This is a genomic window from Sphingobium sp. (assembly GCF_033795625.1).
GTDB lineage: Bacteria > Pseudomonadota > Alphaproteobacteria > Sphingomonadales > Sphingomonadaceae > Sphingobium.
Genome location: NZ_JARYGI010000003.1, coordinates 130,300 through 148,423 on the forward strand (window position 1 = coordinate 130,300; position 18,124 = coordinate 148,423).

Annotated in this window: 18 protein-coding genes; 10 read left to right on the forward strand and 8 right to left on the reverse strand. The window is 61.8% G+C overall.

The window, feature by feature from the left end:
* Positions 1 to 192 precede the first annotated feature (192 nt).
* Positions 193 to 1,305, reverse strand: a complete 1,113-nt coding sequence (gene dnaN, locus QHC67_RS02760; protein ID WP_319290671.1) for a DNA polymerase III subunit beta — start codon at positions 1,303 to 1,305, stop codon at positions 193 to 195.
* Positions 1,306 to 1,466: 161 nt separating this feature from the next.
* On the opposite strand from dnaN, the gene QHC67_RS02765 reads away from it, so the two are divergent.
* The 6 genes from QHC67_RS02765 to QHC67_RS02790 all read left to right on the forward strand — a co-directional run bounded on the left by QHC67_RS02765 (position 1,467) and on the right by QHC67_RS02790 (position 6,841).
* Complete coding sequence (locus QHC67_RS02765; protein WP_319290754.1) at positions 1,467 to 1,958, forward strand: invasion associated locus B family protein; 492 nt, start codon at positions 1,467 to 1,469, stop codon at positions 1,956 to 1,958.
* A 37-nt stretch (positions 1,959 to 1,995) separates the two neighbouring features.
* Positions 1,996 to 3,246, forward strand: coding sequence for a 23S rRNA (adenine(2503)-C(2))-methyltransferase RlmN (rlmN, locus tag QHC67_RS02770; protein WP_319290673.1), 1,251 nt, complete (start codon positions 1,996 to 1,998; stop codon positions 3,244 to 3,246).
* On the forward strand, positions 3,239 to 3,679 hold the full coding sequence (locus QHC67_RS02775; RefSeq protein ID WP_413818474.1) for a hypothetical protein: 441 nt from the start codon (positions 3,239 to 3,241) through the stop codon (positions 3,677 to 3,679). Before rlmN ends, QHC67_RS02775 begins: the two co-directional genes overlap by 8 nt.
* Positions 3,680 to 4,066: 387 nt before the next feature.
* Positions 4,067 to 4,816 carry a cytochrome b/b6 domain-containing protein gene (locus QHC67_RS02780; RefSeq protein ID WP_319290675.1) on the forward strand — a complete coding sequence of 250 codons (750 nt, stop codon included), beginning with the start codon at positions 4,067 to 4,069 and terminating at the stop codon, positions 4,814 to 4,816.
* Entirely contained in the window at positions 4,813 to 5,574 is a 762-nt protein-coding gene (locus QHC67_RS02785; protein ID WP_319290677.1) for a molybdopterin-binding protein, read from the forward strand. Before QHC67_RS02780 ends, QHC67_RS02785 begins: the two co-directional genes overlap by 4 nt.
* Positions 5,575 to 5,605: 31 nt before the next feature.
* The gene (locus QHC67_RS02790) at positions 5,606 to 6,841 is read left to right on the forward strand and encodes a cyclopropane-fatty-acyl-phospholipid synthase family protein (RefSeq protein WP_319290679.1); all 1,236 of its coding nucleotides are present in this window, start codon (positions 5,606 to 5,608) and stop codon (positions 6,839 to 6,841) included.
* 191 nt (positions 6,842 to 7,032) lie between these two features.
* On the opposite strand, the gene typA is transcribed toward QHC67_RS02790, so the two are convergent.
* Positions 7,033 to 8,850: a translational GTPase TypA gene (typA, locus tag QHC67_RS02795; RefSeq protein ID WP_319290681.1), complete on the reverse strand. Its 1,818-nt coding sequence runs from the start codon at positions 8,848 to 8,850 to the stop codon at positions 7,033 to 7,035.
* A gap of 223 nt (positions 8,851 to 9,073) precedes the next feature.
* Here typA and QHC67_RS02800 point away from each other — a divergent pair, with 223 nt between their 5' ends.
* The 3 genes from QHC67_RS02800 (at position 9,074) to QHC67_RS02810 (ending at position 11,385) form a co-directional block, all read left to right on the forward strand.
* Entirely contained in the window at positions 9,074 to 10,282 is a 1,209-nt protein-coding gene (locus QHC67_RS02800) for a toxic anion resistance protein (protein ID WP_319290682.1), read from the forward strand.
* 175 nt (positions 10,283 to 10,457) lie between these two features.
* Positions 10,458 to 11,198 carry a hypothetical protein gene (locus QHC67_RS02805; RefSeq protein WP_319290684.1) on the forward strand — a complete coding sequence of 247 codons (741 nt, stop codon included), beginning with the start codon at positions 10,458 to 10,460 and terminating at the stop codon, positions 11,196 to 11,198.
* Positions 11,199 to 11,235: 37 nt separating this feature from the next.
* Entirely contained in the window at positions 11,236 to 11,385 is a 150-nt protein-coding gene (locus tag QHC67_RS02810; protein ID WP_319290686.1) for a hypothetical protein, read from the forward strand.
* Between the two features lie 54 nt (positions 11,386 to 11,439).
* Here the strand turns inward: QHC67_RS02810 and QHC67_RS02815 are convergent, their stop codons facing one another.
* Both QHC67_RS02815 and ung read right to left on the reverse strand, forming a co-directional pair.
* The gene (locus QHC67_RS02815; protein ID WP_319290689.1) at positions 11,440 to 11,988 is read right to left on the reverse strand and encodes an opacity protein; all 549 of its coding nucleotides are present in this window, start codon (positions 11,986 to 11,988) and stop codon (positions 11,440 to 11,442) included.
* 278 nt (positions 11,989 to 12,266) lie between these two features.
* A complete protein-coding gene (ung, locus tag QHC67_RS02820; protein ID WP_319290691.1) occupies positions 12,267 to 12,989 on the reverse strand; it encodes a uracil-DNA glycosylase in 723 nt (240 codons plus the stop codon).
* Positions 12,990 to 13,103: 114 nt separating this feature from the next.
* Here ung and QHC67_RS02825 point away from each other — a divergent pair, with 114 nt between their 5' ends.
* Positions 13,104 to 14,177, forward strand: coding sequence for a GNAT family N-acetyltransferase (locus tag QHC67_RS02825; protein ID WP_319290693.1), 1,074 nt, complete (start codon positions 13,104 to 13,106; stop codon positions 14,175 to 14,177).
* Here QHC67_RS02825 and QHC67_RS02830 read toward each other — a convergent pair.
* The 4 genes from QHC67_RS02830 to prfB are packed head-to-tail and all read right to left on the reverse strand — an operon-like array spanning position 14,155 to position 18,080.
* Positions 14,155 to 15,033, reverse strand: a complete 879-nt coding sequence (locus QHC67_RS02830) for a cupin-like domain-containing protein (RefSeq protein ID WP_319290695.1) — start codon at positions 15,031 to 15,033, stop codon at positions 14,155 to 14,157. The genes QHC67_RS02825 and QHC67_RS02830 overlap by 23 nt on opposite strands.
* 5 nt (positions 15,034 to 15,038) lie before the next feature.
* The gene (locus QHC67_RS02835; protein WP_413818475.1) at positions 15,039 to 16,184 is read right to left on the reverse strand and encodes a GNAT family N-acetyltransferase; all 1,146 of its coding nucleotides are present in this window, start codon (positions 16,182 to 16,184) and stop codon (positions 15,039 to 15,041) included.
* Between the two features lie 58 nt (positions 16,185 to 16,242).
* On the reverse strand, positions 16,243 to 16,953 hold the full coding sequence (locus tag QHC67_RS02840) for a class I SAM-dependent methyltransferase (protein WP_319290697.1): 711 nt from the start codon (positions 16,951 to 16,953) through the stop codon (positions 16,243 to 16,245).
* The gene (gene prfB, locus QHC67_RS02845; protein WP_319290699.1) at positions 16,953 to 18,080 is read right to left on the reverse strand and encodes a peptide chain release factor 2; all 1,128 of its coding nucleotides are present in this window, start codon (positions 18,078 to 18,080) and stop codon (positions 16,953 to 16,955) included. The genes QHC67_RS02840 and prfB overlap by 1 nt, the downstream gene beginning before the upstream one ends.
* Positions 18,081 to 18,124 lie beyond the last annotated feature (44 nt).

The following is an 18,124-nucleotide window of genomic DNA, read 5'->3' on the forward strand; positions in this document are numbered from 1 at the left end:
AGGTCCTTCGATACGCCGCTTCGACTGCGCTCAGCAGCTACTCAGGACGAACGGAGATGAGCAAACTAACATACCACCCGCTCGCCCTGAGCTTGTCGAAGGGTTCCGCTGAGCCGCAGGCGAAGCACCTTCACTTCGTTCAGGCTAGCCCTTCGACAAGCTCAGGACGAACGGTGTTATAAAGGACGCGCCTCAGACCCGCATCGGCATAAGCACGTACAGGGCCGCACTCTTGTCGTTCTCGCGGATCAACGTAGGCGCCGCCGCATCGGCCAGATGCAGTTCAACCACATCGCCATCGACCTGCCCCAGAATATCGAGCAAATAGCGCGCATTAAACCCGATCTCGAAGTTGTCCCCGGCATAATCGCCCGACACTTCTTCCGCCGCCGTGCCATTCTCGGGGCTCGTCACCGACAGGGTGATCTTGTCCTTGTCGAGCGCCATCTTCACGGCCCGCGTCTTCTCGGTCGCAATGGTCGCGACGCGGTCCACCCCTTCCTCGAACCCGCGCGGATCGATCCGCAGCAGCTTGTCGTTCCCGGTCGGAATGACGCGGCTATAGTCGGGGAAGGTCCCGTCGATCAGCTTGCTCGTCAGGATCGCGCTGCCGATGCCGAAGCGGATCTTGCCCGCCGAGAGCGACACAGACACGCTGCCATCCACCTCGTCGAGCAGCTTGCGCAACTCCGCGATGCACTTGCGCGGCACGATGATGTCGGGCATCCCCTCCGCGCCATCGGGCCGCGCCACGGTGACGCGCGCCAGCCGGTGCCCGTCGGTCGCCGCCGCCTTCAGCACTGGCTGCGGATCGTCCGACACATGCAGGAAAATGCCATTGAGGTAATAACGCGTCTCTTCCGTGGAGATCGCAAAGCGCGTCTTGTCGATGATCTGGATCAGCGTCGCGGCGGGCAGCTCGAAGCTGGTCGGCAGTTCGCCCTCGGCGATGATCGGGAAGTCGTCGCGCGGCAGTGTCGACAGGTTGAACTTCGCCCGCCCCGCCTGGATCAGCATCTTGCCTTCCGAGGCGTGCAGCGAAACCTGGCTCCCCTCGGGCAGCTTGCGGGCGATGTCGAACAGCGTGTGCGCCGATATCGTCGTCGCGCCTGCCGTCTCGACCTGCGCCTGCACGCTCTCGACGATCTGGAGATCGAGGTCGGTGGCCATCAGCTTGATCGCGCCATCGGACGTCGCTTCGATCAGCACGTTGGACAAGATGGGAATGGTATTGCGCCGCTCGACGACAGACTGGACATGGCCCAGGCTCTTGAGCAGCGTTGCACGTTCGATAGTGGCCTTCATTCCCTGGTCCCGCTCTGTTCTGCTTGCCTGTACGGATGCCCGCCCGAGTCCGGCCGGACGGGCAAGATGCCCCTCCTTCATTAACAACAATGCAACGGGGGGCAAGCGCTCGCGCTTGCAAAAAGCTGTGGGTTACGCTTTGCCCATAGGTAATGAACCGCATGATCTTCCTCTGCGCACTGGCGGCAGCATCGGCCATCGCGCTGCCCCATACAGCGGAGGCGAAGGATTCGCTCGGCGTGTTCGAGAGTTGGGGCGCATTTCGCGATCCTGCGGTGCCGCGCTGCTACGCCATCAGCGAGCCCGTCCGCCGCGGACGCAAGGCTGGCTGGAAGCCATTCGCCTCCATCGCCACCTGGCCGCGACAAGCTGTGCGCGGCCAGCTTCACATCCGCCTCAGCCAGCCGCGCCGCGTCGGCAGCCGCGTCACGCTCAGCATCGGCGGCCGCCGCTTCGCGCTGGTAGCGGGCAATGCCGACGCCTGGGCGCCCGACAAGCAGACCGACGCCGCCATCGTTGCGACGATGCGGTCGGGCACCAGCATGAGCGTCGAGACGGTCAGCGCCAACGGCCGCGCCTTTGCCGATGTCTACGCCTTGCGCGGAGCGGCCACTGCCATCGACGCGGCGGCGCTGGGCTGCTCGCGGCTATAGCCTCGCAACGCTGGCATTTCGGGGCCTTTCGCCCTATATGGCGTCCATGCAAATTCCCGGACATATCGATCCGGTGCCGGTTCCGCGCACCGTGACTCCCCGTGCCGATGGGCGCGTGGATCTTTTGGGCCTGAACAAGGCGCAGATCCAAGGCGCCTTGCAGGAAGCGGGCCTCGACCTGAAGCAGGCGAAGCTGCGCGCGAAGCAATTGTTCCACTGGCTCTATCACCGCGGCGAAACGGACTTCGACGTGATGACCGACCTCGCCAAGCCGATGCGGCTGTGGATGGCGGAGCGGTTCATCATCGGCCGCCCCGAAGTCGTGGAGGCGCAAGTGTCCAGCGATGGCACGCGCAAGTGGCTCCTGCGATCCGACGATGGGCAGGATTATGAGATGGTGTTCATCCCGGATGCGGACCGCGGCACGCTCTGCATTTCCAGCCAAGTCGGCTGCACTCTGAACTGCCGCTTCTGCTACACCGGCACGATGCGGCTGGTGCGCAACCTGACGCCCGGCGAAATCGTGGGACAGGTCATGCTGGCGCGCGACTCGCTCGGTGAATGGCCGAAAGGCAATATGGCGGCGGCAGTCGACGACGAGGACGAGGACGACGACGCGCCGCTCTACACGACCGATGGGCGGATGCTGACGAACATCGTGATGATGGGCATGGGCGAACCCCTCTACAATTTCGAGAATGTCCGCGACGCCCTGAAAGTCGTGATGGACGGCGATGGCCTGGCCCTGTCGAAGCGCCGGATCACGCTCTCCACCAGCGGCGTGGTCCCTCTGATGGCGCGGGCGGCGGAGGAGATCGGCGTGAACCTCGCCGTATCGCTGCATGCCGTCACCAAAGAAGTGCGCGACGAGATCGTGCCGATCAACCGTAAATACGGCATCGAAGAGTTGCTTCAGGCCTGCGCCGACTATCCCAAGGCGAACAATGCCCGCCGCATCACGTTCGAATATGTGATGCTGAAGGACAAGAACGACAGCGACGACGACGCCCGCGAGCTGGTCCGCCTGATCAAGCATTACAAGCTGCCGGCGAAGGTCAACCTCATCCCGTTCAATCCCTGGCCAGGCGCGGCTTACGAATGCTCCACGCCGGAGCGGATTCGCGCGTTCAGTAATCTGGTGTTCGCCGCCGGTATCTCGGCACCGATTCGCACGCCGCGGGGGCGCGATATCATGGCGGCTTGCGGCCAGTTGAAATCGGCTTCGGAAAAGAAGAGCCGCGCCGAACTGGATCGGCTGGCGGAGGAAAAGCAGGCGGCGCTTGGCTGAGCCGATCTATGCTGACGACGCCGCGATCATCAGCATCGGCGAGCGGTTTGCCGACCTCAGCCTGCCAAAAGCGGAGTGGACGCATGCCGCGCATTTTGCCGCCTGCATCTGGTTGCTGCACTGCCGCACGGACCTGCATGCGGAACGCGACATGCCGGGCATGATCCGCCGCTACAATGAAGCGACCGGCGGCGTGAACAGCGATGATGCCGGTTATCACGAGACGATTACGCAAGCCTCGATCCGGGCGACGCGAGCGCATCTTACAAGCGCGCCGCAGCCAATGACGCTCCAGCAAATCCATGCGGGGCTGATGAAAGGGCCGTGCGGTCGGAAGGACTGGCTACTCGACTACTGGTCGCGGGCAAATCTGATGAGCAGGCCTGCGCGAAGGGAATGGGTCGATCCTGATCGGGCGCCCTTGCCTTTTTAACGGCCGTAACATGGGTTGTTGCAATCTTTGCAATCGTGTTACCGCCGTTCGCACTTGCAGCAAAAAACAAAGTCTCTCATAAGGAACTCGCCTTTCAGGCATCCTCTCCTAAAACTTTTCGGGCTGGTCTTCGGATCAGCCCTTTTTTTTCGCTTCATCTTCATCTAAGACTACGCCGCTGCTGTCGCGCCGAATAACATAATTTGGAGCGGTGCCGCCGGTAAGACCGGCAGGGCGAGGCTGTGGCATGGGGGATCGAGCTAGTAGGGCTAAGGCTCTCCCCCATCCTTTCTTGCGTCATCCGCTGCAACTTAGTGCGCATTTTCTTCGTAGCTGAGGTGGAGTAGGATCACCCTCCTTGAGGATCGCGTGAGCGGGGCACCCATTATGACAACGGCAGTGGCAGAGCCCGATCCAGCGCCGGGCACTCTCGTCAAGCGGCATCGTTTTTCAACGCGGCTTTGGCATTGGGTAAACGCCATAGCCGTCGCCACCCTGTTCATGAGCGGCCTCGGCATCTTCAACGCACATCCGCGGCTCTATTGGGGGCAATATGGCGCGAACTTCGATAAGCCATGGCTGGAGCTTGATCGCTTCCCCGGATGGATCACCCTGCCCGGCAGCTACAGCCTTGCCATGTCACGGCAATGGCATCTGGCCTTCGCGCTGATCTTCGCCTTCGCGCTGCTGTTCTACATGATCTGGAGCCTGATCAACCGCCACATCAGCCGCGATCTGGCTTTCCGGCGCGAGGAGCTGTCCCCCAGCCATGTCTGGCAGGATGTGAAGGATCACGCCCGGCTGCGCTTCCCCACTGGAGTAGCGGCTTTGCGGTACAGCGTCCTGCAAAAGGCAAGCTATGTCGGAGTGATCTTCGTCCTGATTCCCGGCCTGATCCTTACGGGCCTCACCATGTCGCCGGGCATGAATGCCGCATGGCCCTGGCTCGTCGAGTTGTTCGGCGGGCGGCAGTCGGCGCGGTCGATCCACTTCCTCCTTGCGTTCGCTATCGTCGCCTTCTTTCTGGTGCATGTCCTTATGGTGCTACTGGCCGGACCATTTAACGAAGTCCGCTCCATGGTCACCGGCTGGTATCGCCTGCCACGCGACCGAAACGTGGAGGAGACGGGCCGATGACCCTGATGACACGCCGTTCGCTGATCTCGGGCCTGGCTTTGAGTGCGGGGGCTATGCTCACTGGATGCGACCGCCTAGCAAAGAACGAGAGCTTCCGCGATGTGCTGTTCAGCGCCGAGAATGTGCATCGCTGGACCCAAAGAGCGCTGACGGATCGCAATGCGCTGGCGCAGGAGTTTTCCCCGGACCAGATGTCGCCCTACTTCCGCCCTAACGGAACGCGTAATCCGGGAACGGCGCAATATGCCACGATATCGGCGAACAACTTTGCCGATTGGCGGCTGAAGATCACTGGCCTCGTCAACCGTCCGCTGTCTTTTTCCCTGCCGCAGATCCATAGCCTGCCCCACCGGGATCAGATCACCCGGCATGACTGCGTCGAGGGATGGAGCGCGATCGGCAAGTGGCGCGGCGTGCCTTTGCGAACGATTTTGAACGCCGCGGATCTGAAGACCAACGCCAAATATCTGGTCTTCCATTGCGCCGATACCAATGGTGGAGCGCGTCCCTACTACGAAAGCATTGACCTGATCGACGCCTTTCATCCCCAGACGATCCTCGCTTACGCGCTGAACGACAAACCTCTGATGGTCGCGAACGGAGCGCCCCTCCGCCTGCGCGTCGAGAGGCATCTTGGATACAAGCATGCAAAATATCTGATGGGGATTGAGGCAGTGGACAGCCTCAAGTCGATCCATGGCGGCAAAGGCGGCTATTGGGAAGATGTAGCGGGCTACGAATGGTATGCAGGTATTTGACCTCACCCGACACGCGCCCTAGATCGGTGCCATGTGGTTGTTCAAGCGCCTGCTTCCCAGGCTGATACGCAAGGGCCGTCTCACCGTCATCACGCATGATGGCCAGTCCTTCACTTATGGCGATGGTGACGCCGCGTGGCCCGACCTTACGATGCGTCTGCATGATGCGAAGGTCGCGCGCGACATCGTTCGCGATCCCCGGCTGGGCGCGGGAGAAGCCTATATGGATGGTCGCTATACGATAGAAGGCGGCGACATTCTGGATTTCGTAACCTTCGTGCGCGCGAACAAGCCATGGGAGCGCGGAGATTCGGACCTCGCGCGGAAAGGCATTCCGGCGCGCGCGGGCGCCGCGATCGTCGGGCGCGTCAATCGCATCAACCAACGCCGGACGTCGAAGGCCAACGTTTCACACCATTACGATTTGTCGGACCGGTTGTACGACCTGTTCCTGGACCGCGACCGGCAATATAGCTGCGCTTATTGGAGCGACCTTTCCAACACTCTGGAGCAGGCGCAAACCGAGAAGCTGGCGCACATCGCCGCGAAGCTGCATCTGTCGCCAGGGCAGAAAGTGCTCGACATCGGCTGCGGCTGGGGCGGCATGGCGCTCTATCTCAACCGCACATGCGACGTCGATGTGCTGGGCATCACGCTGTCCGAAGAGCAGTTGAAAGTCGCGCGCGAGCGAGCGGCGGCAGCAGGCGTGTCGGATCGCGTGAAGTTCGATCTTCTCGACTATCGCGATGTGCAGGGGCAGTTCGACCGGATCGTCTCGGTCGGCATGTTCGAGCATGTCGGACCGGCGCATTATCGCGAGTTCTTCCGCACTTGCCATAATCGCCTGACACCGCAGGGCGTGATGCTGCTCCACACGATCGGCCGGATCAACAAGCCGGGGACGACCGATGCATGGACCCGTAAATATATCTTCCCAGGCGGCTACAGCCCATCGCTTAGCGAAGTGATGAGGGCGAGCGAGCGCAACAAGCTGATGATCACCGACGTCGAAGTGCTGCGGCTGCACTACGCCTATACGCTGCGCGAATGGTACAAGCGAGTGCAGGACAAACGCGCCGAGATCGAGGCGCTGTACGATGCGCGGTTCTTCCGTATGTGGAGTTTTTATCTGGCGGGGGCGACGGCGGCGTTCGAGAGCGGCGGGATGGTGAATTTCCAGCTGCAATACTGCCGGGATCGGCGCACTTTGCCGATTACGCGAGACTATATTGCGGATGCGGAAAAGGCGTTGCGAGCGAAGGGGTGAGCGTGTTGGGAACGCAACACCAATTCCCGTTCGCCCTGAGCTTGTCGAAGGGTTCGCCTGAGCGCAGCGAAGCCACTGGCCTCGCCAAGCTCGGCTGAAGGTTTCGGCTTCGCTCAGCCCGAACGGTTCTTCATGAGCGACACCCCAAACAAAAAAAGGCCCGGCGACTACTCTCCGGGCCTTCTGAAATCTTATGCCGCAGCCTTCGAGCGCGACTGCCTCTTGCGCTCGTTGGGATCGAGCCAGCGCTTGCGCAAGCGGATCGACTTGGGCGTGACCTCGACCATTTCATCGTCGTCGATGTAGGCAATCGCCTGCTCCAACGTCAGCTTCTTCGGCGGCGTCAGGCGAACGGCGTCGTCCTTGCCGCTGGCGCGGAAGTTGGTGAGCGCCTTGCTCTTCATCGGATTGACTTCGAGATCGTCGGGCTTCGCATTCTCGCCGATGATCATGCCTTCGTAGAGCGCTTCCCCCACGCCGACCATCAGGATGCCGCGTTCTTCGAGCGGACCCAGAGCATAGGCATTCGCTTCGCCCGCGCCGTTGGAGATCAGCACACCGTTCTTGCGGCCTTCGATCTTGCCCTTATGCGGGCCATATTTTTCGAACAGGCGGTTCATGATGCCGGTGCCGCGGGTGTCGGACAGGAATTCGCCATGGTAGCCGATCAGGCCGCGCGACGGTGCCGAGAAGGTGATGCGGGTCTTGCCGCCGCCCGAGGGACGCATGTCCGTCAGCTCCGCCTTGCGGATCGCCATCTTGTCGACAACGGTGCCGGAATATTCCTCGTCCACGTCGATCACGACGGTTTCATAAGGTTCTTCCAGGCCATCGGGCCCATCGCGGAACAGCACACGCGGACGGCTGATGCCGAGTTCGAAGCCTTCGCGGCGCATCGTCTCGATAAGCACGCCAAGCTGCAATTCGCCACGACCGGCCACTTCGAAGCTGTCCTTGTCGGCGCTTTCCGTGACCTTGATCGCGACGTTGGATTCGGCTTCGCGGGCCAGACGGTCGCGGATCATGCGGCTCGTCACCTTGGTGCCTTCGCGGCCCGCCATCGGCGAATCGTTAACGGCAAAGCGCATCGAAAGCGTTGGCGGATCGATCGGCTGCGCGTGCAGCGGCTCGGTCACCTGCGGATCGCAGATCGTGTTCGACACAGTGGCGACGGTGAGGCCAGCCAGCGAGATGATGTCGCCAGCCTTGGCTTCATCGACGGGTACGCGCTCAAGGCCGCGGAACGACATGATCTTCGACGCTCGGCCCGTTTCGATGATCTTGCCATCATTGTCGAGCGCGTGGATAGCCTGATTGGTCTTTACCGACCCGGAGAAGACCAGACCAGTCAGCACGCGACCAAGAAAATTGTCGCGGTCGAGGAGCGTCACCAGGAACTTGAACGGACCATCGGGATCTGCCGAGGGGGCCGGAACGTGATCGACGATCTTCTGGAACATCGGGGTCAGCGTGCCGGAGCGGGCCTGCGGATCTTCGCTGGCATAACCATTGCGGCCCGAAGCGTAGAGCACCGGGAAATCGAGTTGCTCGTCGCTGGCTTCCAGGCTGACGAAGAGGTCGAACACTTCGTCAAGCACTTCCTGGATACGCTCGTCGGGACGGTCGACCTTGTTGACGACGACGATCGGGCGCAGGCCCAGCGCCAGCGCCTTGCCGGTCACGAACTTCGTCTGCGGCATCGCGCCTTCCGAGGAGTCGACCAGCAGGATGACGCCGTCCACCATCGAAAGGATACGCTCCACTTCGCCGCCGAAGTCGGCGTGGCCCGGCGTATCGACGATGTTGATGCGCGTGCCTTCCCACTCGATCGAAGTCGGCTTGGCAAGGATGGTGATCCCGCGTTCTTTTTCCAGGTCGTTGCTGTCCATGGCGCGCTCTTCGACGCGCTGATTGTCGCGGAAAGTGCCCGACTGACGGAACAACTGGTCAACGAGAGTGGTCTTGCCATGATCGACGTGCGCGATGATGGCGATATTACGCAGGGACATGAGATGCCTTTGGGATTTAGGGTTCCGCCGGCATGAAGCCGTTTCGGGTTCGCGGCCCCATAACGGAAACTTGCCAATCCCGCAACCGTTGCGGCAATTCGGAGCGTGAAGTGGAGCATCGAACGCATCTTCGACTGGCTTTGGCGCTGTTGGACCCTATACTCTGAACGACCGCTCTTGCGGCGCAGGTGTTTTATTCTAATATGACACCAAAGGAGATGACATGGCTTCCACTGCGACCACCACTGCCGATCCGCTGACGCTTACCCCGCCCGAGCCGGTGCCCGCCGTCGCGCCGGAAAAGGCCGTGGGGCTGGTACCTATCGACGAAGAGAAGAAGTCGAAGCTGGAGGAGAAGGTAGACGCATTCGTCGACGACTTAGTGGCGCAGGACGCGAACAGTCCTGAGTTCGGAATGCGTGTCGATCAGCTTACGAACATGGGCCGCAAGGAAATCGCAGAGGCCGCCGGCCACAGCAACCGCTTCCTCGACCGTCCAGTTCGAGCTATGGATTCCGATAATCAGGTCGGCGCGGACCTCGCTCAATTGCGCCGCACAGTCGAGGATCTCGACCCTGGCAAGCGCGGGAACCTCACCGCACCGCGCAAGCTGTTCGGCATCATCCCGTTTGGCAACAAGATGCGCAACTATTTCGACAGCTACAAAAGCGCGCAGAGTCATATCAATGGCATTCTCGGCAGCCTCGCCAGCGGCAAGGACACGCTGATCAAGGACAATGCCGCGATCGACGTCGAGCGCCAGAACATGTGGGCGACCATGGGCAAGCTGGAGCAGATGATCCACATCAGCAAGACCATGGATGCGCGGCTGGAATCAAGAGCGCTGGAACTGGACGCCACCGACCCGGCCAAGGCCAAGGCGATCCGCGACACGGCGTTGTTCTATGTCCGCCAGCGGACCCAGGACCTGCTCACGCAAATGGCAGTTACGGTGCAGGGCTATCTGGCGCTGGATCTCGTCAAGAAGAACAATGTCGAACTGGTGAAGGGCGTGGATCGCGCCAGCACGACCACGGTTGCGGCTTTGCGCACGGCGGTGACGGTGGCGCAGGCGCTGGTCGGGCAAAGGCTGGTGCTGGAGCAGATCACCGCGCTCAACACCACGACCGCCAACATGATCGATTCCACCGGCAATCTGCTGAAGACCCAGACCGCCGCGATTCATGAGCAGGCGGCGTCCAGCACGATTCCCATCGAGACGCTGCAACGCGCGTTCCAGAATATCTACGATACGATGGACAGCATCGACACCTTCAAGGCCAAGGCGCTGGAGTCGATGAAGACGACCGTCAACACGCTGTCGAACGAAGTGGAGAAGTCGAAAGGCTATATCGCACGGGCCGAGGGACAGGCACAGGCGCAGGCCAGTGGTGGCGCGGCGAACCCGTTGTTGAGTGCGATCGAGGCTTAGCCATTATGTCACCCCTACCCCCGTTCGGCCTGAGCTTGTCGAAGCCTTCTACTGAGCACTGCGAAGTAGGCTTCGCCTGCGGCTCGGCTGGCGTCCCTTCGACTGCACGCCTGCGGCAGGCGCTCAGGACGGGGTTCGACAAGCTCAGGGCGAACGGAAGGAGGATGCCGTTCTTATGAGACGCTCCGACGACATAATCGCCGATGCCGAAGCCGTGCTGAACCGCACCAGCGTCCGCTATCGCAGCCTTTCCACGCGCGCACGGCAGCGGCGCAACGCGGCGGCTATCCGCAAGTTCAAGCAGATCATCGCCGCTGTGCTGGCCATCGTCATCGGCGCGGCCGTGGTGGGCTGGTTCGTGCCTCTGGGCGCCAGCGGCGTCATGATCGTCTTCGCGCTGATCCTTGCCGCCATCCTGTTGTTTGGGATGATCCCGACTGAACGGCAAATAAAGCCGGAGAAGCTCGCGGAAACCGACTTGAAGGCCCTGCCCCTGCAGACAGAGATCTGGCTGGACAAACAGCGCAAGGCTCTGCCCGCGCCCGCCGTGCAGTTGATCGACAGCATCGGCGTGCGGCTCGAAACGCTGGCGCCCCAGCTGGCGACGCTCAATCCGCAGGAACCTGCGGCGTTGGAAGTGCGGCGGCTGTTGTCGGATCATCTGCCCGAACTCGTCACCGGCTATCAAAGCATTCCCGAACCCATGCGACGGCAGGAGCGCAACGGACGTGTTCCGGAAAAGCAGCTGATAGAGGGACTAAGCGTGATCGACAGTGAAATCGATCGCGTGACGGAGCAGCTAGCAGCGGGAAATCTCGATAGCCTGGCGACGCACAGCCGCTTTCTGGAACTCAAATATCAGGAAGCCAAGCAACTTGGCGCGCCGGAGCCTGACCAAACGGGGTCGAGGCAGTAGGACGCTTGCATTTGCTGGCCCACGTCAGGGCTGAAACATGATCCACCTGACGTTGATACTGGTCGACCTGTTTACAGGGCTGATCGAGGCCGGCGGCTGGGCACTGCTGATCGTCGGCAGCGCGATCACGGGGATATTGGGCCTTGGATGGGCAGCAGCGGCCGTATTCCGACGCCGCAGAAGCTGAAAAGATAGCTCAGGGAAAAGGGGCAAGCCATGGCCCGCCCCTCCCAGATAAAGATCAGAAGTGGAAGATCACACCGGCCATCGGACGGATGCTGTCGAGGTCGTAGGTCTCGGCCTGCAGGCGCAGACGCACGCCGCTGTTGCCGGTCAGACCACCAAGACCGATGTCCTTCGGGCCGACTTCGACGCCAACGCCATAGATCCAGTCCTTCTGGTCGCTATAGGCGCGACGGCCATTGACCCACTGATAGCCAGCCGACACGAAGATCATGCCGCTGTCGCCAGCGCGGGCACCGACGCGGCCACGAACGCCATATTCCCAGTCGATGTCATTGAAGCCCTTGGTCGCGTTACCTTCGGCACCGACGAACACTGGCCCAAGTGGGATGTTCACACCGGCGACACCGCTGACCAGCGCACCATTCAAGCGGCCGCCACGGGGCGAACCAAACTCGCTGTCGCGATCGAACGTGTGATATCCGCCAAGGACGCCTGCATAAGGCTCGATCCCGAAAGCGGGAGTGCCGTCGGGTGCGGTTTCCTGCGCCATAGCGGCGGTGGGCAGAATTGCGAGGGCCGCAGCGGCCAACAGATACTTCTTCATGTACTAACTCCAGACTTGCAACGCGCTTTGTTGTGCGGTCGCCGACTAAACTGCTGTCGGCGATTAGCGTTGCACCGCAGCGGAGATATTACGGAACTGTTGCAATCGGGCATCACTCGGGAAGCGCCTGCAGATGCGCCGCTTCTATTTATCAGCCATTGTCATAGATGTAGAAGCTGATCTTTGCTGAGGAACTGGTCCCCGGCCTTCGTAGCTGCATGACGACGTGCCCAATTGCCATGGTGCAGCGCAGCACCGGAGGGCCGCAACGGCGTCGGTTAACCGCTTTCGCGTTGTGACTCCCCAAGAGGAGGCAGCGCCCAATCGATCGGTTTTGACCCTTGCGACTTCAGAAATTCATTGGTTCGAGAGAAAGGCCGACTGCCGAAGAAACCATTATGCGCCGAAAGTGGCGAGGGGTGCACGGACTTCAGGGCCAGATGCCGCCCGCCTTTGTCGATGCTGTCGACGAAGGCCGCTTTTCGCTGGGCGTGGGCACCCCATAAGATGAATACGACAGGCTCCGGCTTCTGGTTCACCAGTCGGATGACGGCGTCAGTGAACCGTTCCCATCCCTGGCCCTTGTGGGAAGCAGCTTGCGCCATCTCGACGCTCAACACGTTGTTGAGCAATAACACGCCCTGCCGTGCCCAATGTTCAAGAAAGCCATGCCGCGGCGGCGCGATGCCGAGGTCGCTTTGAAGCTCCTTGTAGATGTTGACCAAGGACGGCGGAGTACGGACGCCGGGCTGTACGCTGAAGGCGAGGCCATGCGCCTGTCCCGGCCCGTGATAGGGATCTTGCCCCAGGATCACCACGCGTACGGCCTCGAGCGGCGTCAGATCGAGGGCGCGAAAATATTCGCTGCCCCGCGGGAAAATCCGTTTTCCAGCGGCTTTCTGCTCCAGCAGGAACGATCGGAGCGCCTCCATATAGGGTTCCGCGAACTCGCCCTTGAGAGGTGCCTTCCAGCTTTCGTGCAGTTTGATGTTGTCGGTCATGGCTCACCTGTTGAGGATACTTCAAAGCACGAGTCAGCCGCAGCGTACAAGGAGGGCTTGCCTCGCGGCGGCCATTAACTTGATCATCATCACGTCTATGTAGAAGCCTAGCTCATGACACTCACCGTCGCCTTTGCGCCTCTGCCAGAGCTTGGCGCGCTGGCACCGCGATGGCAGGCGCTGGAAGCACGCTCCGATCGAAGCAGCTTTTTCCTCGGCTGGACCTGGATCGAAAGCTGGCTTTCGACAAGCGGCGCGGCCCCGGAATTGCTGACCGTGCAATCGCATGGGATCGACGTCGCTCTCGCACTGATTGGGCGAGCAATGGTGCCGCGCCGGTTGGGCCCGGTTGCGACGCTGGCGCTGAACCAGTCCGGCATTGCCGCGCATGATCGCGGCTTCATCGAATATAATGGCCTGCTCAAGGCGGCTGATGCACCGGACGGCGTAGAGGCAACGGCAATGACGGCGCTCGAGGGTCGAAACGACTGGCGCGCGCTTCAACTTGCAGGGGTTTCATCTGGCTCGCAACTGGCCGGATATGGCAGATTTCGCAGGCGCATACGGGCGGATGTCTCGCCAGCTTACTTCGTCGATCTTGCAGCCGTGCGGGCCGCCTCGGGCGACTATCTTTCCCTGCTCAGCGCCAACAGCCGTAGCCAGATCAAGCGCTCCATCAAGGATCATGGAGCAGCAGTTGCCATCTGTATCGCATCGACGGTGGAAGCAGCGGAGGCATGGCTTGCCGAGATGCAGGAGTTGAACGCCGGTCGCCATGCCGACAATGCCTGGGACGATGCGGGATTTCGCGCCTTTGCGCGCGCCCTGACTTTGCGAGGCCTGGAAACGGGGGAAGTCGAATTGCTTCGCGTAACGGCGGGCGATCATCTGCTCGGCTACTTGTTGAATTTCATCTACGGCGGACACGCCATGAACTATCAGTCGGCTTTCACGGCACCGATCTCGGGCAAAGCGAAGCCCGGCCTCATGTGCCATGCGGCAGCGGTCGGGCGCTATGCAGATGCTGGCCTGATGCTCTACTCTCTCCTCGCCGGCAAGGACCGTTACAAGCAAAGCCTCGCCACCGGGCAGGAAGAACTGGAATGGTGGACGCTCGAACGCTTCTCGCTCCGGCTTGAAGCCGAAGCTTTCCTGCGAAAGATCCTCAGGCGCCCAGCTTCCGCATGAGCCGATAAAGCAGGCGATGAAAGCTCTGCGCTTCAGGTGCGGCGCTCACGCTTACAGTGGGCAAACCGCGGCGGCGTAGGCGCGCGTTCAGGCTGTGCAACTCGCCCTCCGCAATGCTCCGGCGCGACCGCCAAGTGATGGAGAAGCTGACCGAGACCGCGGGCCCGTTGCGAACGAAATGCGGAGCCTTCACTGGCACGACTATTCCATCGCCCGCGAGCAGTTTCACGGCCGTTCCCTTGGCCAGGAACTGTTCGTCCCAATGCAGGTTGCGATGCGCACCGCCATGAAAGCCTTCGCTCTGCTGTGGCGGCACCAGGGCCGTGTCGCCTGCCGGGAAAACCGTCATGGTCTTCTCGCCTTCGATCTGGAGGAGGATGTTGTGCTCCGGGTCCATGTGGAAAGGCGTTACGCTCTCCGGCGAGGACAGGAAGATGAAGACTTCGCGATGCAGCATCGGTCCGGTCTTACGCTCGACCATCGGCGCAAGTTCGGCAAGCGCCGCATCGAGCATCGCCCCGTACTCCAGATCGCACTCCACATTCTTGATCACAACCCAACTGCCGTTGCTGTCGATGGTGCGGATAGTCTCGCTGAGGCTCAGTCCATTGGCAGGCGTATCTTCGGGTCGGACCCCCAGTGGGAGCTTGCCAAGATTATACTCCACTTGCTCTTCTGGCATCCGTTCCGCCAATTGCGCGAGCGCCTCCCGCGAAAATAGCCGATGCCCGGCAAGCTGATGGTCGAGCTTCGTAGACTGATCCGGATAAGCCATGGCAAACGCAACGCGCGCCGCTTCTCCAAAAGCGCTCTGGATCGCGGCCGAGGAAGGGTCGATGCGGCGTTGGATGGTCATGCTTGTCATCGTCCCTTCAGGAAGGCAGCCGCGCGTTCGGCACCACCGGCAAGGGCATAGGCGCAGGCGCGTCGAACACGCGTCGCTCCATGGCCACGCAGCGCCACCCGGTACTGCGCAATGCTCCGCCGCTCACCCCAAAGGCTGTCAATCATGGGATGATCGGCCGCAGCGCAACTGTCCACCCAGTCCACAGCAGCGTCGCCCTGCACCGCATGCAGATTATCGATCTCGATCAGCACGCCTGGCGAAAAGCGGCCCAGTGTCTCATCGATCGCGATCTTGAAGGAGAAGGCGCCACGGCCATGGCGGAAGCCGACAAGCATGGCGATCGGGCGTCCATCCAGATCGAGACGGAGAAAACTCAAATGGCCCCGCGCCTGCGCTGCGGCGGTCGCGGCGCGGAAGAACGCCGAGTCCTGCGGCGAGCAGGAAAGCGCGGTGCCTTGATCGCCCTTCCAGCCCGATGCTTCGAGTGCCAGGAAGTCACTGCACCAGCGTGGCAGGTCGGCGTCATCGCCCAAGCTTCGGCTTTCGACGGTGCCGACCTCCCCTAGCCGCTTTTGCAGGCGACGGATTTCCTTGCGTTTCTTGGGCCTGACATTCGCGTCCCAGTACTCCTCCGCCGACAGGTGAGAGCGAAGCAACGCCCGATCATGGCGCCCGAGTTCGGAAAAAGGCCGCGCCTGCGCAGTGCAGACGGCTTCCAAGGCGGCGGCATTGGCGCCCGCTGCGTCGATACTGCGGAGGTGCAGGAAATTGGGCGCCCAGTCTGCTGCGTCCAGTTGCGCGAGAATACCAGCCCATGCAACTTCTTCCGCGCCCTGCCGGATAAGCGGCGCGCCGTAGAAACAGTGGTCGTGCATCCAGTTGGCGACGTTCGAGACAGGCAGGCGTCCATGGCGCGGCTCGACTGTGACAGGCATGAGGCCGATCAGCAGCGGGCCGTCGAACACTTCGATCAGACGCACATTCCGCTCGCCGCGCAGGTGATCGAGCGCCGGGCGGAGCATGTCGGGGGCATAGAAGACGTTCGCCTCTGCTGCATCTTCGGCCAACGCTGCCCAGCGCGCATCCTGTGCCTCACCCGGCCGGGTGTGCACGGGTAGGCCCAAACCGGGCTTAAGGGCAGGATCGGGCGCCATGTCCATCCTGCCGCCTCTATCGGAGAATGATTAGGGAATGACTAAGGCAGCCGGATCCGGAGCCTCATCCTCGCAAAGCGCATGCAACGATGCTTTCAGGTTTCGGCCGGGCGACGGCTTTGCGGAACCGCGCGAGATAACCGCCCGCATCGGGCCGGGCGATGACCTGCTCCAGCCGGTATCCGACCGCGGCGAATTCACATGCGAGCAGGCGCGGCGGCGTCCCATGCTGCTGGGTCGGACGATTGGCATCCACGACAATGACTTCACCATCCTTCTTCAACGCAGGATGAAGGTTCCACAGGAAGGCATAGGGCTCCGTAATTTCATGGTACATATGAACCATCAGCACGCGATCGAAGCTGTCGGCAGGCAATTTGGGATCGTCAGCCGTGCCAAGTTTCACGCTGACATTCTTCCAGTCCTCGCGGGTTACTCGCTGGCCGAGCGCGTCGATGACTTCGGGCAGAACGTCCTCCGCCAGCACGCGACCCCTTGGCCCTACCCGCTTCGCCAGCCGGACAGTGTAATATCCTTCGCCCGCGCCAATATCCGCGACCGTCATGCCACGGCGGATGCCGGCCAGATTCATGATGTCATCCGCTTCGTTCAGGCGGTCACGCGCTTCCTCGGTCGACCAGCGCGTCGACACGATCGGGGCGACGGGGCGGTCGGCCTTCGGAAAGGCCTGCGCCGAAGCGGGACGATGGGGATCGCCCGAAGTGCCGCACCCGGCCAGCAGCACCATCAAGGCGAGCAGGCCGGAGCGCGTCATCAGTCCACATCCTCGACAACGACCTTCTCGCCCGTCACTTTCTGCGACAGCGCCGCGGCCATATAGGGGTCGAGCGCGCCGTCCAGCACATCATCCGGCGCAGTCGATACGACCCCGGTGCGCAGGTCCTTCACCATCTGGTATGGCTGCAGTACATAGGATCGGATCTGATGGCCCCAGCCGATATCGGACTTCGACGCATGTTCCGCGCTCGCGGCCGCTTCGCGCCGCTGGAGTTCCGCCTCGTACATTCGCGCTTTCAGCATGTTCATGGCTTCCGCCTTGTTCTTGTGCTGGCTGCGCTGGTTCTGGCACGCGACGATGATGCCGGTCGGAATGTGCGTGATTCGGACGGCGGAGTCTGTGGTGTTGATGTGCTGTCCGCCGGCGCCCGATGCGCGATAGGTGTCGATCTTCAGATCGCCTTCGTTGACCTCTATATCGATATTGTCGTCGATCACCGGATAGACCCATACCGACGAGAAGCTGGTGTGCCGCCGGGCGGAGCTGTCATAGGGGCTGATGCGGACCAGCCGATGCACGCCGCTTTCGGTCTTGGCGTAGCCATAGGCGTTCTCGCCCTTGATCAGTAGGGTAGCGGACTTGATGCCCGCCTGTTCGCCGCCATGATAATCGACGATCTCGACCTTGTATCCGCGCCGCTCGGCCCAGCGCACGTACATGCGCTGCAGCATCTCGGCCCAGTCCTGGCTTTCGGTGCCGCCTGCGCCCGCATGGATTTCCAGATAGGTGTCGTTCGCATCGGCTTCTCCGGCGAGCAGCGCCTTCACCTTGTCCTGATCGGCGCGCTCGGCGAGGTCCTTGAGCGACTGGATCGCCTCCGTGACCATTGCCTCGTCGCCCTCGGCTTCCGCCATTTCGATGAGCTCAGCCGTATCGTTCTTCTCGCTGTCGATCGCACGCGTGGCGTTGAGCGCACTGTCCAGGCGCGTGCGTTCGCGCATGACCTCCTGCGCTTTTTTGGGGTCGTCCCACAGCGTCGGGTCCTCGACGCGCGCGTTAAGCTCATCGAGCCGGCGCAGGGCACGATCCCAGTCGAGGAATCGCCGCAAAAGGTCGAGGGCGGCGTCGATACGATCGATATGTTGCTGCGCTTCGGCGCGCATGTCAGGTCTCCAATATGTATGTCCGCTCGTTCGCTCTCAGCGCA